General features: G+C 59.7%; 18 protein-coding genes and 1 tRNA gene. 7 read left to right on the top strand and 12 right to left on the bottom strand.

Annotated features, from left to right (window positions below; genetic code table 11):
* Positions 1-19 precede the first annotated feature (19 nt).
* The 3 genes from ACR0IR_RS04610 to ACR0IR_RS04620 all read left to right on the top strand — a co-directional run bounded on the left by ACR0IR_RS04610 (position 20) and on the right by ACR0IR_RS04620 (position 3,747).
* Positions 20-1,054 (top strand): cysteine synthase A, encoded by a 1,035-nt coding sequence (locus ACR0IR_RS04610; protein WP_170363613.1) that lies wholly within the window; start codon positions 20-22, stop codon positions 1,052-1,054.
* Positions 1,054-3,498, top strand: coding sequence for a DUF3772 domain-containing protein (locus ACR0IR_RS04615; protein WP_170363612.1), 2,445 nt, complete (start codon positions 1,054-1,056; stop codon positions 3,496-3,498). Before ACR0IR_RS04610 ends, ACR0IR_RS04615 begins: the two co-directional genes overlap by 1 nt.
* A gap of 159 nt (positions 3,499-3,657) precedes the next feature.
* Positions 3,658-3,747 (top strand) — tRNA-Ser (locus ACR0IR_RS04620).
* A gap of 131 nt (positions 3,748-3,878) precedes the next feature.
* On the opposite strand, the gene ACR0IR_RS04625 is transcribed toward ACR0IR_RS04620, so the two are convergent.
* From ACR0IR_RS04625 to ACR0IR_RS04680, 12 genes are all read right to left on the bottom strand, one after another.
* Entirely contained in the window at positions 3,879-4,940 is a 1,062-nt protein-coding gene (locus ACR0IR_RS04625; RefSeq protein ID WP_170363611.1) for a 2Fe-2S iron-sulfur cluster-binding protein, read from the bottom strand.
* 38 nt (positions 4,941-4,978) lie between these two features.
* The gene (locus tag ACR0IR_RS04630) at positions 4,979-5,455 is read right to left on the bottom strand and encodes a hypothetical protein (RefSeq protein WP_170363610.1); all 477 of its coding nucleotides are present in this window, start codon (positions 5,453-5,455) and stop codon (positions 4,979-4,981) included.
* 88 nt (positions 5,456-5,543) lie between these two features.
* Positions 5,544-6,707, bottom strand: coding sequence for an aromatic ring-hydroxylating oxygenase subunit alpha (locus ACR0IR_RS04635; protein ID WP_170363609.1), 1,164 nt, complete (start codon positions 6,705-6,707; stop codon positions 5,544-5,546).
* 9 nt (positions 6,708-6,716) lie between these two features.
* Positions 6,717-6,935, bottom strand: a complete 219-nt coding sequence (locus tag ACR0IR_RS04640; RefSeq protein WP_170363608.1) for a hypothetical protein — start codon at positions 6,933-6,935, stop codon at positions 6,717-6,719.
* 47 nt (positions 6,936-6,982) lie between these two features.
* Positions 6,983-7,573, bottom strand: a complete 591-nt coding sequence (locus tag ACR0IR_RS04645; RefSeq protein ID WP_170363607.1) for a TetR/AcrR family transcriptional regulator — start codon at positions 7,571-7,573, stop codon at positions 6,983-6,985.
* A 262-nt stretch (positions 7,574-7,835) separates the two neighbouring features.
* Positions 7,836-8,480 carry a 3-oxo-tetronate 4-phosphate decarboxylase gene (gene otnC, locus ACR0IR_RS04650; protein WP_170363606.1) on the bottom strand — a complete coding sequence of 215 codons (645 nt, stop codon included), beginning with the start codon at positions 8,478-8,480 and terminating at the stop codon, positions 7,836-7,838.
* A complete protein-coding gene (gene otnK / locus ACR0IR_RS04655; protein ID WP_170363605.1) occupies positions 8,477-9,706 on the bottom strand; it encodes a 3-oxo-tetronate kinase in 1,230 nt (409 codons plus the stop codon). Before otnK ends, otnC begins: the two co-directional genes overlap by 4 nt.
* Complete coding sequence (locus ACR0IR_RS04660) at positions 9,703-10,500, bottom strand: N-acyl homoserine lactonase family protein (protein WP_170363604.1); 798 nt, start codon at positions 10,498-10,500, stop codon at positions 9,703-9,705. Before ACR0IR_RS04660 ends, otnK begins: the two co-directional genes overlap by 4 nt.
* On the bottom strand, positions 10,497-10,784 hold the full coding sequence (locus ACR0IR_RS04665) for a putative quinol monooxygenase (protein ID WP_170363603.1): 288 nt from the start codon (positions 10,782-10,784) through the stop codon (positions 10,497-10,499). Before ACR0IR_RS04665 ends, ACR0IR_RS04660 begins: the two co-directional genes overlap by 4 nt.
* Entirely contained in the window at positions 10,784-12,295 is a 1,512-nt protein-coding gene (locus ACR0IR_RS04670; protein ID WP_170363602.1) for a tripartite tricarboxylate transporter permease, read from the bottom strand. The genes ACR0IR_RS04665 and ACR0IR_RS04670 overlap by 1 nt, the downstream gene beginning before the upstream one ends.
* Positions 12,296-12,299: 4 nt before the next feature.
* On the bottom strand, positions 12,300-13,049 hold the full coding sequence (locus ACR0IR_RS04675) for a hypothetical protein (RefSeq protein WP_170363601.1): 750 nt from the start codon (positions 13,047-13,049) through the stop codon (positions 12,300-12,302).
* 58 nt (positions 13,050-13,107) lie between these two features.
* Positions 13,108-14,115 (bottom strand): Bug family tripartite tricarboxylate transporter substrate binding protein, encoded by a 1,008-nt coding sequence (locus ACR0IR_RS04680; RefSeq protein WP_170363600.1) that lies wholly within the window; start codon positions 14,113-14,115, stop codon positions 13,108-13,110.
* A 131-nt stretch (positions 14,116-14,246) separates the two neighbouring features.
* Between ACR0IR_RS04680 and ACR0IR_RS04685 the strand changes: the two genes are divergently transcribed.
* From ACR0IR_RS04685 to ACR0IR_RS04700, 4 genes are all read left to right on the top strand, one after another.
* On the top strand, positions 14,247-15,338 hold the full coding sequence (locus tag ACR0IR_RS04685; RefSeq protein WP_170363599.1) for an isocitrate/isopropylmalate dehydrogenase family protein: 1,092 nt from the start codon (positions 14,247-14,249) through the stop codon (positions 15,336-15,338).
* The gene (locus tag ACR0IR_RS04690) at positions 15,335-16,366 is read left to right on the top strand and encodes a Gfo/Idh/MocA family protein (protein ID WP_170363598.1); all 1,032 of its coding nucleotides are present in this window, start codon (positions 15,335-15,337) and stop codon (positions 16,364-16,366) included. The genes ACR0IR_RS04685 and ACR0IR_RS04690 overlap by 4 nt, the downstream gene beginning before the upstream one ends.
* A complete protein-coding gene (locus tag ACR0IR_RS04695) occupies positions 16,363-17,040 on the top strand; it encodes a GntR family transcriptional regulator (protein ID WP_170338904.1) in 678 nt (225 codons plus the stop codon). Before ACR0IR_RS04690 ends, ACR0IR_RS04695 begins: the two co-directional genes overlap by 4 nt.
* Before the next feature lie 114 nt (positions 17,041-17,154).
* Complete coding sequence (locus tag ACR0IR_RS04700) at positions 17,155-18,009, top strand: glycosyltransferase family 25 protein (RefSeq protein ID WP_217357079.1); 855 nt, start codon at positions 17,155-17,157, stop codon at positions 18,007-18,009.
* Positions 18,010-18,120: the final 111 nt, after the last annotated feature.

Raw genomic sequence — 18,120 nt, forward strand, 5'->3', positions numbered from 1 at the left:
CAATTTACAAGAGGGTGCCATGCGCATTGCACGAGACCTTGCTGACGCCGTAGGAAAAACTCCGTTGATCCGGCTGCGCCGTGTCAGCGAAGAAACCGGGTGCGAAATCCTTGGGAAGGCCGAGTTCATGAACCCCGGTCAGTCGGTCAAGGATCGCGCGGCGCTGTTCATCATTCGCGACGCCATTGCACGCGGCGATCTCAAGCCCGGCGGGACGATTGTCGAGGGGACGGCGGGCAACACGGGCATCGGTCTGGCGCTGGTCGGCGCGTCGATGGGGTTCAAAACCGTGATCGTCATCCCGGAAACCCAATCCGAAGAGAAGAAGGACATGCTGCGCCTTGCCGGGGCTCAACTGGTTCAAGTTCCCGCTGCACCTTACCGGAATCCCAACAATTTTGTGCATTACTCGCGGCGGCTGGCCGAGCAGCTGACCAAGACCGAACCCAATGGTGCGATTTGGGCAAACCAGTTCGACAACGTCGCGAACCGTCAGGCACATGTCGAGACCACTGGGCCGGAAATCTGGGAGCAGACTGACGGCAAGGTCGATGGATTCATCTGCGCGGTCGGATCGGGCGGAACGCTGGCCGGTGTGGCCGAGGCTTTGCAGCCCAAGGGCGTCAAGATCGGTATCGCCGATCCGATGGGTGCTGGTCTCTATTCCTATTACACGACGGGTGAAATCGCGATGGAGGGTGGCTCGATCGCCGAGGGGATCGGCCAGGTCCGCATCACCAAAAACCTTGAAGGTTTCAAGCCCGACCACGCCTACCAGATTACGGACAACGAAGCGTTGCCCTATATCTTCGATCTTCTGCGCGAAGAGGGATTGGTCATGGGTGGATCCACCGCAATCAACATTGCCGGCGCCGTGAGACTGGCCAAGGAAATGGGTCCGGGTCACACCATCGTCACCGTGTTGTGCGACTATGGCACGCGCTACCAGTCGAAACTGTTCAACCCCGACTTCCTGCGTGAAAAAGAGCTGCCGGTTCCAGAGTGGATGACCGAGGCTCCGCGCAGCATACCGGGTGTTTTTGAGGACGTATGATGCTGCGGCAGTTTCTGGTTTTACTGGCATTTGCGTTTGTGGTCGCCATTGGGGTCGCAGGCGGAGCCTCGGCGCAGCTGACCGACCGCCAGAGCGAGTACTACCAGGGATGGCTCAGCACCGCCGAGCGTGCCGAGAAGGTGATCGAAGCCAATCGGGCATCGAATGCCTCGATGGAGAAATTGCGCACTGAAATAAGTGGTTATCGGGACGACTTCAATCGCGCCCGAAGTGCGAACACGGATCGCATTCAAACGCTGGAAAGCCAGCTCAAGGCATTGGGGCCCAAACCCGATGACGGATCTTCGGAACCCGAAGACATCGCCAGCTTGCGAGAGAACCTCGAGCAGCAACTCAACAGCCTGAAGGTGCCGCGGATCATCTCGGAAGAGGCCTACAGCCGTGCCAACGGCCTGATCAGCGAAATTGACAAGATCATCCGTGAACGGCAGCGGAAAGAGTTTCTTGAGCGCGGGCCATCGCCGCTCAACCCGGCGCATTGGGCGCCTGCCTGGGTGGACGTAACCGAAGCTGGCCGTGCATTGATGAACGAGACCAAGGCCAACATGCGTTCGGCCGTTGTCCGTGAAAAGCTGAAAGAGAGCGGACTTGCCATCGGTATTCTGCTCGCGGTGGCCGCGATCCTGCTGCTGTTCGGGCGATCATGGTCTGAGAAAGCCGGAGACTATCTGCGGCGGTTCGGAGGCTCCGGGCGTGGCGTATGGACATTCGTCGTGTCGCTGTTCCGGATCATCCTGCCGTGGTTCGGGGTTGCCATTATCGTGCAGGCCGTGGTCATGACCGGAGTGCCGGGGTTGCGCGGCACATTGCTGATCCAGGAAATTCCGTATTGGGCCGCGATCATCCTGTTTTACGACTGGATCGGCCGTCAGGTCTATTTGATGGGCGAAGAACGGGGTTTCAAAGTCCTGTCGGCAAATACGATCAAGGAACTGCGGGTTTATCTGGATCTGCTGGCACTGATGCTGATCCTGCATGAACTGGGCCAATTGTTCGAACGGATCGAAAACACCTCTGAGGCTACTCGCGCCGTTGTCAGCTTTCCGGTCATACTCGTGACAGCCCTGTTGCTGCTGCGGATCCGCCAAATCCGCCGCCCCGAAGGATCTGAGGACGAGACTGAGCAGAGCCAGTCAGCACGGGCGGCCGGGTTCAGCCAGCTGGTCGAACTGCTCCGTCGGGCGCTGTTTTTCCTGGGAATCGCAAGCGTTGTCCTGGCTGCCATTGGCTATACCAATGCCGCCGAAGCGATCGTGTTCCCATCGGTCAAAACGCTGGTCCTGATAACGGCCATCGTCATCTTCCAGCGGTTCATCAGCTCGATCTATGGCTGGCTGACGGGGCAGGGCGACGCGGCCAGCGACTCGTTGTTCTCGGTGCTGGTCGGGTTCGTTCTGGCCATTCTGTCGTTACCCATTCTGGCGCTGTACTGGGGGGCGCGCGACTCGGACCTGCGCGAGGCGTGGTCCCGGCTTCTGATGGGTTTTGACATCGGCGGCGTGACGGTCTCGCCCAGCAACTTCCTGACTTTCGTGGCCGTGTTTGCGATCGGTTACATGCTGACCCGACTGCTGCAGAGCGGTTTGCGTAACTCGTTGCTTCCAAAAACCAGCATCGATCCGGGTGGGCAGAACGCGATCGTCGCAGGAACGGGCTATGTGGGAATTTTCCTTGCGGCGCTGGCCGCGATCATTGTCGCGGGCTTTGATCTGTCGTCACTGGCGATCGTCGCGGGTGCGTTGTCTGTGGGTATCGGTTTCGGATTGCAGACAATCGTGTCGAACTTTGTATCGGGCATCATCCTGTTGGTCGAACGGCCGGTCGCCAAAGGGGACTGGATCGATGTCAACGGGATGATGGGTTATGTACGCGACATCTCAGTACGCTCGACGCGGGTGGAAACCTTTGACCGGACCGATGTGATCGTTCCGAACTCGGACCTGATCAGCGGTGTGGTGACCAACTATACCCGCGGCAATACCATCGGACGGGTCATCGTCCCCGTTGGCGTCGCCTATGGGACCGACACCCGAAAGGTCGAGAAGATCCTAAGCGAAATCGCGAATGCACATCCGATGGTTTTGGCCAACCCGGCACCCAACGTCGTGTTCCAGGGGTTTGGCGCGGACTCGCTGGATTTCGAAATCAGAGCGATCCTGCGCGACGTGAATTGGGTGCTGTCCGTAAAGTCGGACATGAACCACGAAATCAACCGGCGCTTCACCGAAGAAGGGATCGAGATTCCATTCGCACAGCGCGATCTCTGGCTGCGGAACCCCGAGGTTCTGGTGCAACCGGCCAACACGGCAGCGAAGCCCCAACAGTCGGATCAACAGGAACCTGTGAAGACCGACGACGCAAGTTCGGCGCCGATGGGCCTGAACGAGGCGGACATGGACGGAGACAACGGCGAAGAGCTGTAGTCAGAGGACTACAGCACCATCTCGCCGGCTGGCCGAGACCGAAGCGACCCCGCTCAATCGTTTGGGGTAGGGGAGCTTCGGGCAACTTGCGTATCCCTTGGATTTCCGCGCAATCGGCCCTTGCAAATCCCTGTTCGTTGGTCCAAATATCGCCGGCACGGAGAGGTGGCCGAGTGGTCGAAGGCGCACGCCTGGAAAGTGTGTAGGCGGGAAACCGTCTCCAGGGTTCGAATCCCTGTCTCTCCGCCATTCACCTTGAATACCCACAGTTTTTGCGTACCGCGCGGGATCGGCCGTTCTTTGACCCGGGCATGTTGGGCGAACATGTGTTGTGCGCTGGGATCCGTACTGCCGGGCGGTGAGGGGTGGTACCGGGACTGTTACGTATCGGGGAACTGCACGGCCAGTTCTGTGCTTTTGGGAACGGCTTGGCAGGTCAGAACTTCACCGCGTGCGATGTCGTTCTGATCGAGGGCCATGTGCGCCCGCATTTGTACCTGACCCTCTGTCTGAATTGCGCGGCATGCGCCGCAGACGCCTGACTGGCAGCTGAAGGGCGGCGCCAGTCCCGCTGCAATGGCGGCCTCCAGGATTGTTTGCCCGGCCTCGATAGGCACCTCGCGGGTTTCCCCATCCAGCGTCACCCTCGCTGTGGCCGCCATGCCGGATTGGTTCGTGTCATGAACTGGGTCGGCGCCGAAGCTTTCCATGTGGATGCGAGCATCGGGCACATCCAGCGCGTTCAGCGCTGCCCGAACGTCTGAGTTCATGCTGCCAGGGCCGCATATCCAATACTGGACGTCCTGTGCGAAGGGGGGTGACTCTTCGATTGCAGCCTTGATCGCATCCGAGTCAACGCGTCCGGTTCGCCAGGGGCTGAACCAGCTCAACAGCGATCGGGCAGACAAGACATGGCGCAAGGTGAACCGGTATGGGTTGGCCTCGACGAGGGCGTCCAGCGTTTTCCGAAACAGAATCTCGTTCTCGGACCGGTTACCGTAGATCAGATGGGCGACGGAATGTGGCTCGTGATCAAGCACGGCTCGGATCATCGCATAAAGCGGAGTCAACCCGCTGCCCGCGCCAAAAAAGTAGTGGGTGCGTCGTGCAGTTGCGTTGGGTTCCAGCGTGAAGCGGCCAAAGGGTGGCATCGCCTCGACCGTATCTCCGGCGCGCAGGGTGTTGCCGATATAGTTCGACACCAATCCCCTGGAAACGCGTTTCACGGTGATCCGCAGCGCCTCGTTTGGCGGGTTTGAGATGGTGTAGCAGCGTCGCTGCTCTTTCCCGCTCAGGCCGAAGCGCAGTGTCAGATGTTGGCCGGGGGACCAGCGAAACAGCTCGGTCAGGGCTGGTGGTACGTCCAGCACGACGGTGGTTGCTTCGCCACCGATTTCAGGCCGGATTTCAGCCACGGACAAGGGGAAGAATTCACGGGTCACGAGTGGTCCTTTCCTGAGCAAAAGACGGCCATCTTCAGTCAGCGATAATCCATGGTGGTGTGCAGTGCGCGGATCACCCATTTTCGGCCTTTGCGCGTGAGCGAAAAGCGGTCGGTTTGCGCCATCGTACCTGCGTGACCCTGCCAGTCGTACTTGACTGTGGAGACCGCTGTTGCCGTAGCGCTGCCCGGCTCTTCCGTGATCACGATCCGTGGGGGTGAGCGGTCTGTTTCCACATATCCCTGCAGCTCTGGGACAGATTCAAAGCCGGTGTCGCCGGTTCGCTGGGCCCAATCGGCCACCGAATAGCTAAAGTGATCATCCGGCTGGCCCTGACCATATTTTACGGTGATCGTGTGGATCGCTTCGGGATCCCAGTCGCTCCACGCGATCTGGGAGTCGGGGGCGGAGAGCTGACGTTCGGCAACCGCCTTCGGGTCGCTGCCGGGCGCGGCGAGTGCCAGTCCGCCTGCCAGGGCGATCCCAACCAAGCTGGCAAGAATGCGGAGTATCACGGGATGACCTTTGTGTTCTGGGCAATTGGGCGCGGGATGATTGGTGCCGGCCCAGGGATGGCGTTTGGGGAGAGTGTTTTGGGCCTGGTCATGTCTCGGCCTCAGCTTTGGTCATGAAGTCCAGAACAATTTGCTGATGCTGCAAAACCGGGCCTTCTCCGACAGAGGCGGGGCCGACTTCAAACAACGGGCTTGCCAAGGATTTCTGTTGCTGTTCGCAGGCATAGACATCTTCGGTCGTGAAGTCGCCCGAGGTCATCGGGTCATCTTTGGCCAACGCATCGTCGCCTTTGTATTTCGGGCCACCGAAGTCACGCCAGAACGCATAAGATGACCATTGCTGCCGCGAGTACTCCCACGCCGACGCGCTGGCCATTCTGGTGCGGTTCTCCACGCGTGTTTGGTCGGGCGCGAGTGGCGTGATGATGAAGATGTTCCAGCTGTCTTCACTGCCTGCCAGGCCAATGCCCGGAAACAGCATCGGCACCCAGGCGCCAACATGCGGTTTCGGGATTACCCGCGGAGTGGGCAGGTTTTTCTCGAGCGCGCGGGCATAGTCTGACGCGGGCGGCTCCCAAAAATGATAGTGCGGACCTTTCCAGCCATATTCGGCGCGACCGTGGTCATACATGTGAAGCGTGTTCGAATGCAGGTGGCTCAGGTGATAGACGTCGATGTAGTTCTCAACCACGATCTTCCAGTTGGCGCGGATCTCATAGCTTTGGCGGGCTTCGCTGTATTCGACCAATTCTTCGGGCTTGTGCGGGCCCAGCAACGGATCCACAGGCCCGAACCACTCCGCAAGGCTCGGCGCCTGCGGGTTAGGGTGCACAAAGATCATTCCGCGCCATAGATCGACGCTTGCGGGTTTCAACCCGAGGCAAGATTTGTCGATGCCGTCAGGATATTCGCGGTCTTCATCCGGGACCGAGATCAGGTTGCCTGCCAGATCGTAGGTCCAATCGTGATAGGGGCAGGTCAGTGCCTTCTGTGTTTTGCCCACTGCACGGATCAATTGGGTTCCGCGGTGACGGCAGATGTTGTGGAACGCCCGCAGCCGACGGTCGCGCCCCATTACCACGAAGATGTTGTTCAAACCCGCCTGGACCGAGATGTAGTGTCCGGGCTCGGGTACATCCTCTGCAAACCCGGCATATCGCCAGGTGCGAGAGAAGATCAGTTCTTGCTCGCGGTCGTACCAGTCCTGGGCTGTATAGGCAGAGGCGGGAAGCCGGTGATACATTGGTGTCATGAAAACCTCTCAGACCAGCCAGGCCGGATAGACGGCCGGTGCGATGTCGGCGGTAACCATCAGGCCGCCGAAGACCATCCAAAGAACAGTAACGGTCCAGAACAAGAGTGGATCGGTTTCGCGGTTGACGGTATCGATCAGGAAAGCTTGGCTGCTACGGATCGACGGTATGGCCCACCAGATGAATACCAGCCCCCAGGGCCACTGGAGCCCCAACCATGTGGCCACCAAAAGAACGGGTAGGGCTGCGTAGTTGATCAGTCTGGGGAGATTGATTATGCGTCACCCTCCAAGCTTGCAAGCAACGCCAGCGCCGCCGCTTTCAGATCGTCGCGCCACTGAACTGGCGGTGAAATCGGGACAAGCGCGTCGATGTTTTGAGCGCAAGCAGTTACTCCATGGGCGACTGCCCGAATGCGTTCGGGAGGTGCCGATGGATACGCGCGGGCCAGAATGCCTTCGATGACGGCCAGAAAGTCGGCGTAGCTTTGCGTCAGTTTGGGGCCCAGGTCAGGAATGCGTTCGGCGGCCGTTGCCAAAGCCTGCCAAGCCAGCATCAGACGGGGATCATGGCCGTGCCCGTCGTCAAACAGGGCATCAATCAACTCAGATGGCTCACCCTGCGACCCGAATTGAACCGAGACCGCCTCTGTCACTTCGGCAAAAGCGTTGATCACGTGGTCTGCCAATGCCGCCGTCATGTCATCCCGGTTTCCCAAGTAGTGGCGCAACAAGGGCCGCTTGACACCAGCCTCTGCCGCGATGCGTTCTTGTGTTGCGCCTTCCAATCCGAAACGGGCCACACAGGTCAGATAGGCATCGAGTATTTCAGCGGATCGTTGGTCTTTGAGCGTAGGCCGGGGCATTGGGGTTCCTTTATTGTCAGTTTTGACAAATAACTACGGCGCGTAAGTTGTCAATAATGAAAATTAACAGAGCAGGGTTGAGGACAGGCCAAAACCAGCCTGTCCCTGTTCAGGATTGGGCATGATGGGATGGTCGTCCGTGTCGGGTCTCGTCAGATCATACGACCGTTTTGCGCACCAGCACAAAAGCTGGCGACAATAGCCGATATCCGGCCGATTGGACCGCAAAGCGTGTTGTCAGAGCAGCAGGTGTTCGAACCGGCTACTTGCTGTGGCCTGTCATGTCGTACAGGGCTGAAATTTGTTCGGCGCTTAGCTGGTGAGGGTTCAGTCCTCGGGTCAACAGGGCGAGTTTTGCGGTTTCCTCCAGTTCCTCCATTGCGAAACTGGCCGCCCAGATGTCTTTGCCGGCAACCACAGGGCCATGATTGGCCAGCAGCACCGCGCTGCGCTGTCCGGCCAGTCCCCGGACCGCATTTCCCATTTCAGGGTCGCCGGGCAGGAAGAATGGCAGCAATTTCACCCGACCGACCCGCATGATTGAATACGGGGTCAATGGCGGCAGAACGTCCTCGGGGTCAACTTCGGGAAGCATGGACCAGGCCACCGAATGCGTCGAGTGGAGGTGGACCACAGCCCCGGTCTGCTGCCTTGTGTCGTAGAAGGCCGAGTGCAGAGGAACTTCCTTGGTCGGCAAGTCGCCATCAATGTGCTGAAACCGGGCATCCAGATGGCTGATCCGTGCCGGGTCGAGAAACCCCATCGAACTGCCGGTCGGCGTAACCAGGATCGTTCCGTCGGACAGCCGGGCCGAGATGTTGCCCGACGCACCGCAGGTCAGTCCCCGGTCGAACATCGACCTTGCAAGCAGACAGATTTCTTCCCGTAGCTTCGCCGCCTCGCTCATTGTTGTTGCTCCATTCTGTTCAAGGCGTCCGCAAAGAAATCGGGGCCGCCGAAATTGCCCGATTTCAGCGCCAGTGCAACGGACGGGGTGCCGGGCAGGAGTACCATGGGAACGCCGGCGGCCAAGCGGGGGCCGATCTGCAACTGTTGTGCGCGCAGGCCCTGGACAACCGCGCCCGAAGTCTCACCCCCTGCAATGACCATCCGGCGGAAGCCCGCGGTCCGCAGGCTGCGGGAGAGATCGGAGAACAGGTTTTCGATGGCTGCAGATGCCTTTTTCTTGCCGAAGCAGTCCTGTGCTTGCCTCACGACTTGTGGATCGGCCGAAGAGTAGATCAGCGGCGGTTGTTTCTGCTCGAGCGCCCAGTTGACCAATTCTTCCACCGAGATCGAGCCGCTGACCGCCTCCCGCGCGGTGACCTCGCGGTGTGGGGCGATGTCCCGGTAGCGCGAGACTTGCTCTCGGGTGGCGCGACTGCAGGATCCTGACAGCACAATGCCGGGTCCGGACACGCTGTCCCACTGTGGGTGTCGCGGTTTGAAGCCAAAATTTTCTGGCAACCCAAGCGCGATCCCGGACCCGCCGCAAAGGAGCAGGGTATCGCGGCCAGCCTTGCCGATTTCCAGCAGGTCTGCGTCGCGGATCGCGTCGACAATCGTATGACCTTTGGCAGGCAGGGCAGACCGAATGGCTGCAGCCCCCTGCATGACCACCAAGGCGGCCACATGATGAATCGGACGGGCGGACTGAGCGGCCAGCAGACGCCGGAGATCAGGGTCGGTCATCGGAGTCAGTGGATGGTTCTGCATGCCGCTTTCACTCAGCAACTTGTCCTGCACGAACAGGTGCCCTTGGTAGACGCTGCGCCCATTTTCAGGAAAAGCCGGGCAGACGATTGTGGTCGGAGCGTTCAGCCTTTCCGACAGCGCATCCAGAACCGGACCAATATTGCCCTTTGCGGTGCTGTCGAAGGTCGAACAGACCTTGAAGACGATTTGCTGCGCACCCTGGGACAGCAGCCAGTCACAGGCCGCCAGACTGTCGCGCACCGCCTCGTCAACCGGGGCCGTGCGTGACTTGAGCGCAACCACGGCCGCATCAAGATCCTGGTCCGCGTGGCCCTTTGGGATGCCAACAAACTGGCTGACGCGCATGCCGCCCTCAGCGAGGGTCAGGCCAATGTCGGATGCGCCGGTGAAATCATCGGCAATGACTCCGATCTTCATAGTTTGATCTCTCTGATTGGCCCCGTGTCCAAACGGTTGATGTGATCGGCTGGCCCCGGGGGAAAAACGGACCGGACCAGCGGATCGTGGCCTGGGATGATCAGGCCAGGGGCAGACGCGAGGCTTTGCAGCTTGTCAAAGCCGTCCAGCATGTCCTGCAGGTCGACCACAATGGGAAATGGTTTTCGGGCCATGAAGTTCTCGTAGTAATGCGATGCGTCCGACGCCAAAACCATCCAGCCGCTGGCAGTTCGGACCCGTACGCATTGCAGCCCGCGGGAGTGGCCGCCGATGCAGTGGACCGTGACACCGTCGGCCAACTCGGCGTCGCCGTCGTGGAAAACCACTTTGCCGGAATAAAGCCGCTTGACCGCCTCGCAGATATGACCGGCCGAAAATGGCGCGCGCAGAGTGCCGTGGCACATGCAGGGACCCGTGGCAAAGGCCATCTCGGCCGACTGCATATGCAACGTGGCGTTTGGAAACAGGTGCAGACCCCCTGCGTGGTCATAGTGCAGGTGCGTCACGATCACTTGCTGAATGGCCTCTGGCGCGATCCCGAAAGGCCGCATGGCTTCACGAGGATCCATGGCAATAGGCCGTCCGCGGCTCAGCCCTTCGTCGGTGTCATATCCGGTATCCACCAGAATGACCTGCGAGCCGCGCCTGAGCAGCCACAGGTAGTAGTCCATGGCATGAGGGGCCGCGTGATCGTCATCCATTATGAAGCTGTCGGCGCGGATGCGGGCATTTCTGTCCGCATATTTTATGGCATAGACTTCCCAGTCGTTCATCGCATGACCTCGGAGAATGTGTTGACCTGCTTTCGGACCACCATATCCGAAACCGCCAGATCGAATTCCTTGAAATGCGGACTGTCCAAGTGGATCCTGAACGCGTCAGCGTTCGAGTAGATCTCATACAGAAAAACGATGGCCGGATCGTCCCCTGCGCAGACATCGAATTGCAGGCACCCGGGCTCGTCGTTCAACGACGTGCGTGCGTTGTCCAGCATCAGAGGCAGGAAACGCTCGCGTGCCCAGGGCTTCAACTCGAAGGTTACGGTGACGGCATACATCAGGCGGGGGCTCCTTTCAGACGGGCGAACAGGCGTTTGACCGGAGGCAATTGGCTGAGGATCAGCGCCAGGTTCAACACCAGCAGAATTGCTGCTCCGGGTCGAGAAACAAATACCGACAGATCACCATCCGACAGGAACAGTGACCGGCGGAATGTCTCGTCGAACAACCCGCCAAGGATGACGCCAATGACCAGCGGCGCAATCGGATACTTCATCAGGTTCATGAAATACGCCACGAAGCCGACCCCCAGCATAAGGTAAAGGTCATTGATGCCGCCCCCCACACTGAACGACCCAATCGTGGTCAGAACCATCACGACGGGCAAGAAAACGGTTTGCGGGATTTTGAGAATCTTGATGAAGACCCGCGCGGTGAAAAGGCCCATCAGGAACATCGTCAACGATGCCAGCACCAGGATGGCCACGACCCGCAGGATGATTTCAGGGTCGATCGTGGGGCCGGGGATGACGTTGTTGATTTTGAACGCCCCCAGCAGCGCGGCCGCGGGTGGTGAGCCGGGGATGCCCAGCACCAACAGGGGGATCAGTGCGCCGCCGATGCAGGCGTTGTTGGCGGTCTCCGAACACAAAAGCCCGTCCAGTGAACCTTTGCCGAAGTTCTTCCCATCCTTCGAAACGGTTTTGCCGACACCGTAGCTGACCCATCCGGCAACATCCTCGCCGACGCCCGGCAGGGCACCAACGCCGGTGCCGATCACGCCGGACCTGCCGATGGTGGGCAGGTGACGGCGGACCGTCGAGAGATTTGGCAGGATCGAGCCTTTCAGAGCCATGACCTTGCCGGCTTCGACATGGCGCAGGCCTTCGATGATCTGAGGGATCGCGAAGGCCCCCATGAGAACGGGCACCACCTGGAACCCGCTCAGCATGTAGGACCAGCCGAAGGTGTAGCGGGGCTCGGACAGCAAGGGATCAAGCCCGACCATGGCCATGGCAAGCCCGATCAAACCGGATATCCACCCTTTGAGCACCAGGTCCTCGCTCATGAGCGTGCCAGACAGAAGGATACCGAACAGGGCCAGTAGCGCCTTTTCCGGGCTTGCGATGTTCTTTGAAACAAGCAGCAGCGCCCAGACGAAGATCAGGAGCGTGAGTGTGCCGATGATGGTCCCGATGAAGCTGGCCGTCGTCGTCAATCCAAGCGCCTCACCTCCGCGTCCGGCCTTGGCAAGCGGGTGACCGTCCATTGCGGTGGCGGCGCTGGCGGCGGTGCCTGGGATGTTCAGCAGGATCGAGGGGTAGGACCCACCGTAAATCGCCCCCACATAAGCGCCCAGCAGCGCGATCAAAGAGTAATCCAGCGGGATCTTGTTGCCGAAGAAACCGGTCAGAATGGTCACGGCAAGGGTCGCGGTCAGGCCGGGCAGGGCACCGAATGTGATGCCCAGAAAGACCGAAAAAACCAGATAGAGATAGGTCAGCGGATCGACGACCAGCGCAGCGAAGGCATGGCCGAAACCCGCCAGCTGAGACAAGACGAACTCCATGGTCTTAGCCTTTCCAGATCGGGCGGAGCGTCACGTAATAGTGGTACTCGATTTGTTGAAACAGCAGGCCACCGCGCGCCGGAACATTCTGGCGAAACCCGAAGGCCATTGCGCAAACAAGGGTAAACGGGGCGAGGACGGCAATGTAGGGAACGACCCGCAAAAGCCGCTCGGACCGGGCCTTGACCAAAACCGGGATCGTCAAGGCGACCCAAATGCCCAACGTGACCCAGTCGTCCGCATGTGCGTTCCAGTCGGCTTGAGCAGGGTAGAGCAACCAGGACGTGAACCCAGCCAGGCAAACGGCGCCGCAGGCGATCATCGCGCGCCGCGGGTGCCCCCCGTAATATCCAAATATGAGAGCGGTAATCAGAAGGCCGGAACACAGGATGAAATCGACTCGCGGGACCAGCCCGCCCACATAAGCCAGAAGGATCAGGCCAATCGTGGAAAAGCGAAATGCTTCGTCAGGGTTCCAGCCGATGCCAGCCGCACCAAGGGCGTGCCGCGCCCCGCCGGACCGGACCGAGATCACGAACAGCACCGTCGAGAGGCACAACAGGCCCACAAAGATGAACAACGGAACAATGGCTGCTGAGTCGTACCATTGGGTACCGCTGACCCCCGCCTTGTTTTCACCCCACAAGGGGATGTCCATGGTCTTCCACAGAAAGAACACCGATGTCGCCCCCAAAACCAGCGACGCCCAGAAATCCCGTGCGCGCAGGACCAGAATGTCCTCAGCCTTTTCCAACTTTGCCCTCCCGTGCAAAAAAGGGGCGCGGAACCGCGCCCCCAAGATCGTTTGTCGCTCAGGGCTTCTCGATGCCCAGAGAGGCCGGATCGACGGTCGTCGCACCCAAATCTTGCAGGGTGTATGCAAAGGTGGATTCCAACGTCGAGAACAGCTTCTGCGCCTCCGGTCCGTACTGTCCGCCGATGTCATAATTGTTTGCCGCGGCCCAATCGGCCACGGCCTGCGAGGCCATGGCTTTCTGGAATGCTTCGGCCAGTTTAGCCTTTACATCGTCGCTTGCCGAATTGTGGACCGCAAAGCCGATTGCCTGTTTCAGCGGCAAATACTGGTCGAGCCCGTCATAGATGCCAAAGGCCGAAGGAACGGTCATTCCCGCGATTTCCGCATTTTCAGGTGTCAGCATCGCCAGAGGGCGCAACTGTCCGCCTTCGATCAGCGGGGCCTGTTCCGCCAGCGAGGTCACGACCAGCGCAACTTCACCGGCGATGGCGGCCTCTTGCCCCGGAGCTGAGCCGTTGTAGGGGACGAATTTGAACTCGGCGCCCGAGCCCTTTTCGATGGCCAGCAGGTTCAGGTGGTGGATGGATCCCGCACCCGAGGCTGCCGCGGGGATGGTTCCGGGCGCGGCCTTCGCCGCGTCCACCAGCTCTTCAAGGCTGTTGTAGGGGCTGTCAGCGGGAACCGAGATCAAATCCGGAGAGCCGCCAACGATGAACGGATACCAGTAGTCGAACTTTTTGTCCCAGCCGCCCTGGACGGCGGCGGTCACGTTCGATTCGGAAAGTCCGACCATCGTATAGCCGTCATCAGGCTGGTTCATGACGTAGACCATTCCGTTTGAACCCGCCACGCCTCCGGTCTGGTTGATCACGTTGATCGACACCGGCAGGTGTTTCTCCATCTCGGCCATGATCATCCGGTTGATGGTGTCGGTACCGCCTCCGGCGCCCCAGACGACGGCGGTGGTAATGTCCCGGTACGGATATTCCTGTGCGCTGGCGAGCCCTGCGGCACCTGCCGTCAGTAGGGCGGCCGCAGCCAACCTTGCGATTTTCGACTTCATCTTTTCCTCCCAGATGCAGTGATGTGTTTATTGTTGCATTAAATTGCGTATACGTTACACAATGCGTTGTCAACGACCGGAATTGATTTAAGGTCGAACGCAAGAACACAGGAAAAGGACGCAGGGCGCAGATGGCCGAGAAACTAGAGATTGCAGTGTTCCACGGGGACGGGATCGGCCCGGAAATCATGGCTCCGACGCTAAGCATCCTTGCGCAGCTGTCTGAGCAGACCGAGGACTATACACTTGAGTTTCGGGAGGTTCCGGCCGGGGCAGCCCACTATGCGCAAACCGGAGAATCATTTCCGAAAGCGTCAATGGATGCGGCGCGGCAGGCGGATGCCATTCTACTGTCCGCGATGGGTTTGCCGGACGTTCGGTACCCGGATGGGACCGAGATTTCACCTCAGATCGACCTCCGCAAGGCGCTGGGGCTGTTTGCCGGTGTGCGCCCTGTGCGGGTGAGAGCTGGGCAAGCAACACCGTTGGCCCTGCCGCCTGGCAAGGAAATTGACTTTGTTTTGATCCGCGAAAGCACTGAGGGGTTGTTTAACACCCAGGGGTGCGGAGAAGTGACCGAGGATGAGGCGCGCGAGACGCTGCTGATCACCCGGGAGGTCTGCGAAAAGCTGTTTCGGTTTACCTTCCAGTTGGCGCATGACCGAAAGGCATCCGGGCAGGGTCGGGGTCGGGTCACCTGTGTGGACAAGGCCAACGTCTTCCGTGCCTTTGCATTCTTCCGGGATCTGTTCGATGCCGAGGCTGAGCGTCACCCGGATTTGGTAGCGGATCATGCCTATGTGGATGCAACGGCCTTGTGGATGGTTCAGAAGCCTTGGGAATTTGATGTTCTGGTCACGGAAAACATGTTTGGCGACATCCTGTCTGACCTTGGGGCCGGTCTGATGGGAGGGCTGGGGCTGGCGCCCTCGGCTGACATTGGTCTGGATCATGCGGTGTTCCAGCCCTGTCACGGTTCCGCCCCCGACATTGCCGGGGAAGGCATCGCCAATCCGTTTGCCATGTTCCAGTCGGCGGCGATGATGCTGGAATGGCTTGGGCTGCGGCATCAGAACCCCGCGTTGTCGCGAGATGGGCGACGGCTGCACACGGCAGTCGACAGCGTCGTGTCCGAGGGCCGAATTCTGACCCGTGATCTGGGCGGAGAAGCCGATACGCTGGCCGCGGCGCGAGCGGTGGCGGACAGGGTGTTTTTGGCGTGAGCAGCCAGCAGTTCATTCGGGTCGCCTGTGTCGGCGCCGGCTATTTCAGCCAGTTCCACTATGGCAGCTGGCGCCGCATACCGCAGGTTCAACTGGTCGCCGCATGTGATCGCGATCTCGAGAAGGCGGCCGCCACTGGATTGACTGCCTATGATGATCTGCCGTCGATGCTGGCCCAGGAAATGCCCCAGCTGTTGGACATAATCCTGCCGCCTGACGGTCATGCCGACGCAATTCGTGCCGCGCTGGACGCAGGTGTGAGTTGGATCCTGTGCCAAAAACCGTTTTGTCGATCTCTGGCAGAAGCGGAGGATGTACTGCAGGACGCTCGGGATGCCGGAGCCACCGTCGTTGTCCACGAGAATTTTCGTTTCCAGCCGTGGTATCGGCTGATGAAGGACGCCCTGACACGCGGGGATATCGGGATGCCGTTGCAGGCTACGTTCCGACTGCGCCCGGGCGACGGGCAGGGGCCTCGCGCCTATCTTGATCGGCAACCCTATTTTCAGGAAATGCCGCGTTTTCTGATCCACGAAACGGCGGTGCATTGGGTCGATACGTTCCGGTTCTTGTTCGGCAATCCGATCTCGGTTTATGCCGATCTGCGGCGGATCAACCCGGTCATTGCCGGAGAGGACGCAGGCTATGTCATCTTTGAGTTCGAAAACGGCTTGAGGGCCGTATTCGATGGCAACCGGAACCTGGATCATGCCTCGGACAATCTGCGCCGCACCATGGGGGAGGCCCTGATCGAAGGCACCGGCGGAACGCTGACGATGGATGGCTTTGGCGCCGTTGGGCTGCGTGAATTCGGCAGCCAGAGCAGCGTGCAGTTGCTTGCACCCGATAAATGGGAGGGTTTTGGTGGCGATTGCGTGCACGCGTTGCAGCAGCATGTCATATCCGGTCTTCTAAATGGTACGCATTTGGAAAATACTGGCCCGGACTATCTGGACGTTATCCGCATTGAACAGGCGATCTACAGATCTGATGCGGAGGGCAGGAAAATCGTTTTGGAGGCCGAATGAAAAACGAGACCGGCAAGGCTCTCTCGAATACCCAGCGCGCGGTGCGGGACTTGCGGCGGATGATCCTGACCGGAGAGTTGGCCGCCGGCACCGACCATCTGGAAACCGAACTGGCCGAGCAGTTGGGGATGTCGCGCACGCCGGTTCGCGAAGCAGCGCTTATGCTGGAAAGCAAGGGCCTGCTGGAAATGCGGCCGCGCAAAGGGGTGCGGATCCTGCCAGTATCTCCGGATGACATGCGCGAGATCTATGACATTCTGACCGAGTTGGAGAGCCTTGCAGCCGAACGCGCGGCCGAGGCCGGATTTTCCGAACAGGACCTTCAGCCGTTGGCGGACTCGATTGCCCAAATGGATCGCGCAATCGGTGAGGAAGACCTGGAGGCCTGGGCCAAGGCCGACGACCTTTTCCACCGCGAGCTTGTCCGGTTGGGTGGCAACCGCCGAGTGGAAAGCATCGTGTCCATGATGAGCGACCAGGTCCGCAGGGCGCGGGCCTCGACCCTGTTCATACGCCCGTTGCCGGTCAAATCGAACGAGGATCACCGTGCGGTCTATACCGCAATCCGTGACGGCAAACCTGATGTCGCGCGCGACCGGCATCGCCAGCACCGGCTGCATGCCAAATCCGTCATCATCGACATCTTGGAAAAGCATCGGCTGAACAAGCTGTAGCCAGTCAGTTCGCTCAGCCCGCTGGCCGTAGATCTGCCGGCGGTGCAATCTGGACTTCCAGTCCCAACTGAGGATATGGCCAATAAAGCGGCGCGCGATGCGAAAGGACTTCCGGTGCAGATAACCCAGCAGATGGCAGGCGACAGCGTCTATTACATCAATCTGGACCGTGTGCCCGAGCGCCGAGCGTTCATGGAAGCGCAGTTTCTAAAGGCGGGCCTTGTGGGTGCACATAGGATCAGCGCCACGGATGCCAGTCAGCCAGGCGCGTTGGAGCAAAACGGATATGTCGCGGGAACGGGAACGCGCTGGGGTTTGACGACCAGCGAAATCGCCTGTTTCGAAAGCCATAGATCGGTTTGGCAACGGATCGCCGATCGGAACCTTCCAGCCGCTGTCGTCTTTGAGGATGATGTGGAAATGTCCTTTGACGCTGGCCGGGTCATCACCGAAGTGCTGAACCACGCGGAAGCCTATGATTGCGTCAAATTGGATTACTCGCCCCGGTCACTGCGCTTTGGGCCGGAGACCGGGATCGGAAATGTCCGCGTGCGCCCAATGCTGGAAATGGCGCCAAGTGCGGCGGCCTATGTTCTGTCACAGGCGGGCTGCCGCAAATTGTTGGCCTGGTCGCAGAGATATTCTGACCATCTCGATGACTTTCTGTCCTTGCCGCGCAGGGATTGGAACATGTTTCAGTGCTTTCCGGCCGTTGGTGTCCAGATGATCTGGTCGGGACGGCAGGAGCAGATCGACGAACCGGTCAAAAGCAGCGAACGAACCCAAAACGCAGCCACAAACAGCGGATTGGACAAGGGCCCCACGTGGTATCGGCTGCGGCGCGAGCTTCAGTCGGCCGGCCGAAAACTGAAATGGAAGCTGGGCGGTCAGGCGCGGCTTGTCCAGCGCGGCGGCATGGTGGACTTCATTCCCTGTGCCGACGATCTGATCGTGCGCCCTTGGTCCTGAAGTCTTTGTGCCAGTGGTGAAAAACCGAGCGGTTCCAATCATCCGCGCCGATCGCAAATTGCATAAACGTTAACAAAACTCTCGATTTGATATAATCTCGCAGTGTTATTG

This window comes from Ruegeria sp. CF2, assembly GCF_056537385.1.

Coding starts and splice junctions, on each gene's coding strand:
- ACR0IR_RS04635 (WP_170363609.1), bottom strand. CDS start 6,707: ATGACACCAATGTATCACCGGCTTCCCGCCTCTGCCTATACAGCCCAG.
- ACR0IR_RS04680 (WP_170363600.1), bottom strand. CDS start 14,115: ATGAAGTCGAAAATCGCAAGGTTGGCTGCGGCCGCCCTACTGACGGCA.
- ACR0IR_RS04615 (WP_170363612.1), top strand. CDS start 1,054: ATGCTGCGGCAGTTTCTGGTTTTACTGGCATTTGCGTTTGTGGTCGCC.
- ACR0IR_RS04645 (WP_170363607.1), bottom strand. CDS start 7,573: ATGCCCCGGCCTACGCTCAAAGACCAACGATCCGCTGAAATACTCGAT.
- otnC (WP_170363606.1), bottom strand. CDS start 8,480: ATGAGCGAGGCGGCGAAGCTACGGGAAGAAATCTGTCTGCTTGCAAGG.
- otnK (WP_170363605.1), bottom strand. CDS start 9,706: ATGAAGATCGGAGTCATTGCCGATGATTTCACCGGCGCATCCGACATT.
- ACR0IR_RS04610 (WP_170363613.1), top strand. CDS start 20: ATGCGCATTGCACGAGACCTTGCTGACGCCGTAGGAAAAACTCCGTTG.
- ACR0IR_RS04670 (WP_170363602.1), bottom strand. CDS start 12,295: ATGGAGTTCGTCTTGTCTCAGCTGGCGGGTTTCGGCCATGCCTTCGCT.
- ACR0IR_RS04660 (WP_170363604.1), bottom strand. CDS start 10,500: ATGAACGACTGGGAAGTCTATGCCATAAAATATGCGGACAGAAATGCC.
- ACR0IR_RS04695 (WP_170338904.1), top strand. CDS start 16,363: ATGAAAAACGAGACCGGCAAGGCTCTCTCGAATACCCAGCGCGCGGTG.
- ACR0IR_RS04665 (WP_170363603.1), bottom strand. CDS start 10,784: ATGTATGCCGTCACCGTAACCTTCGAGTTGAAGCCCTGGGCACGCGAG.
- ACR0IR_RS04685 (WP_170363599.1), top strand. CDS start 14,247: ATGGCCGAGAAACTAGAGATTGCAGTGTTCCACGGGGACGGGATCGGC.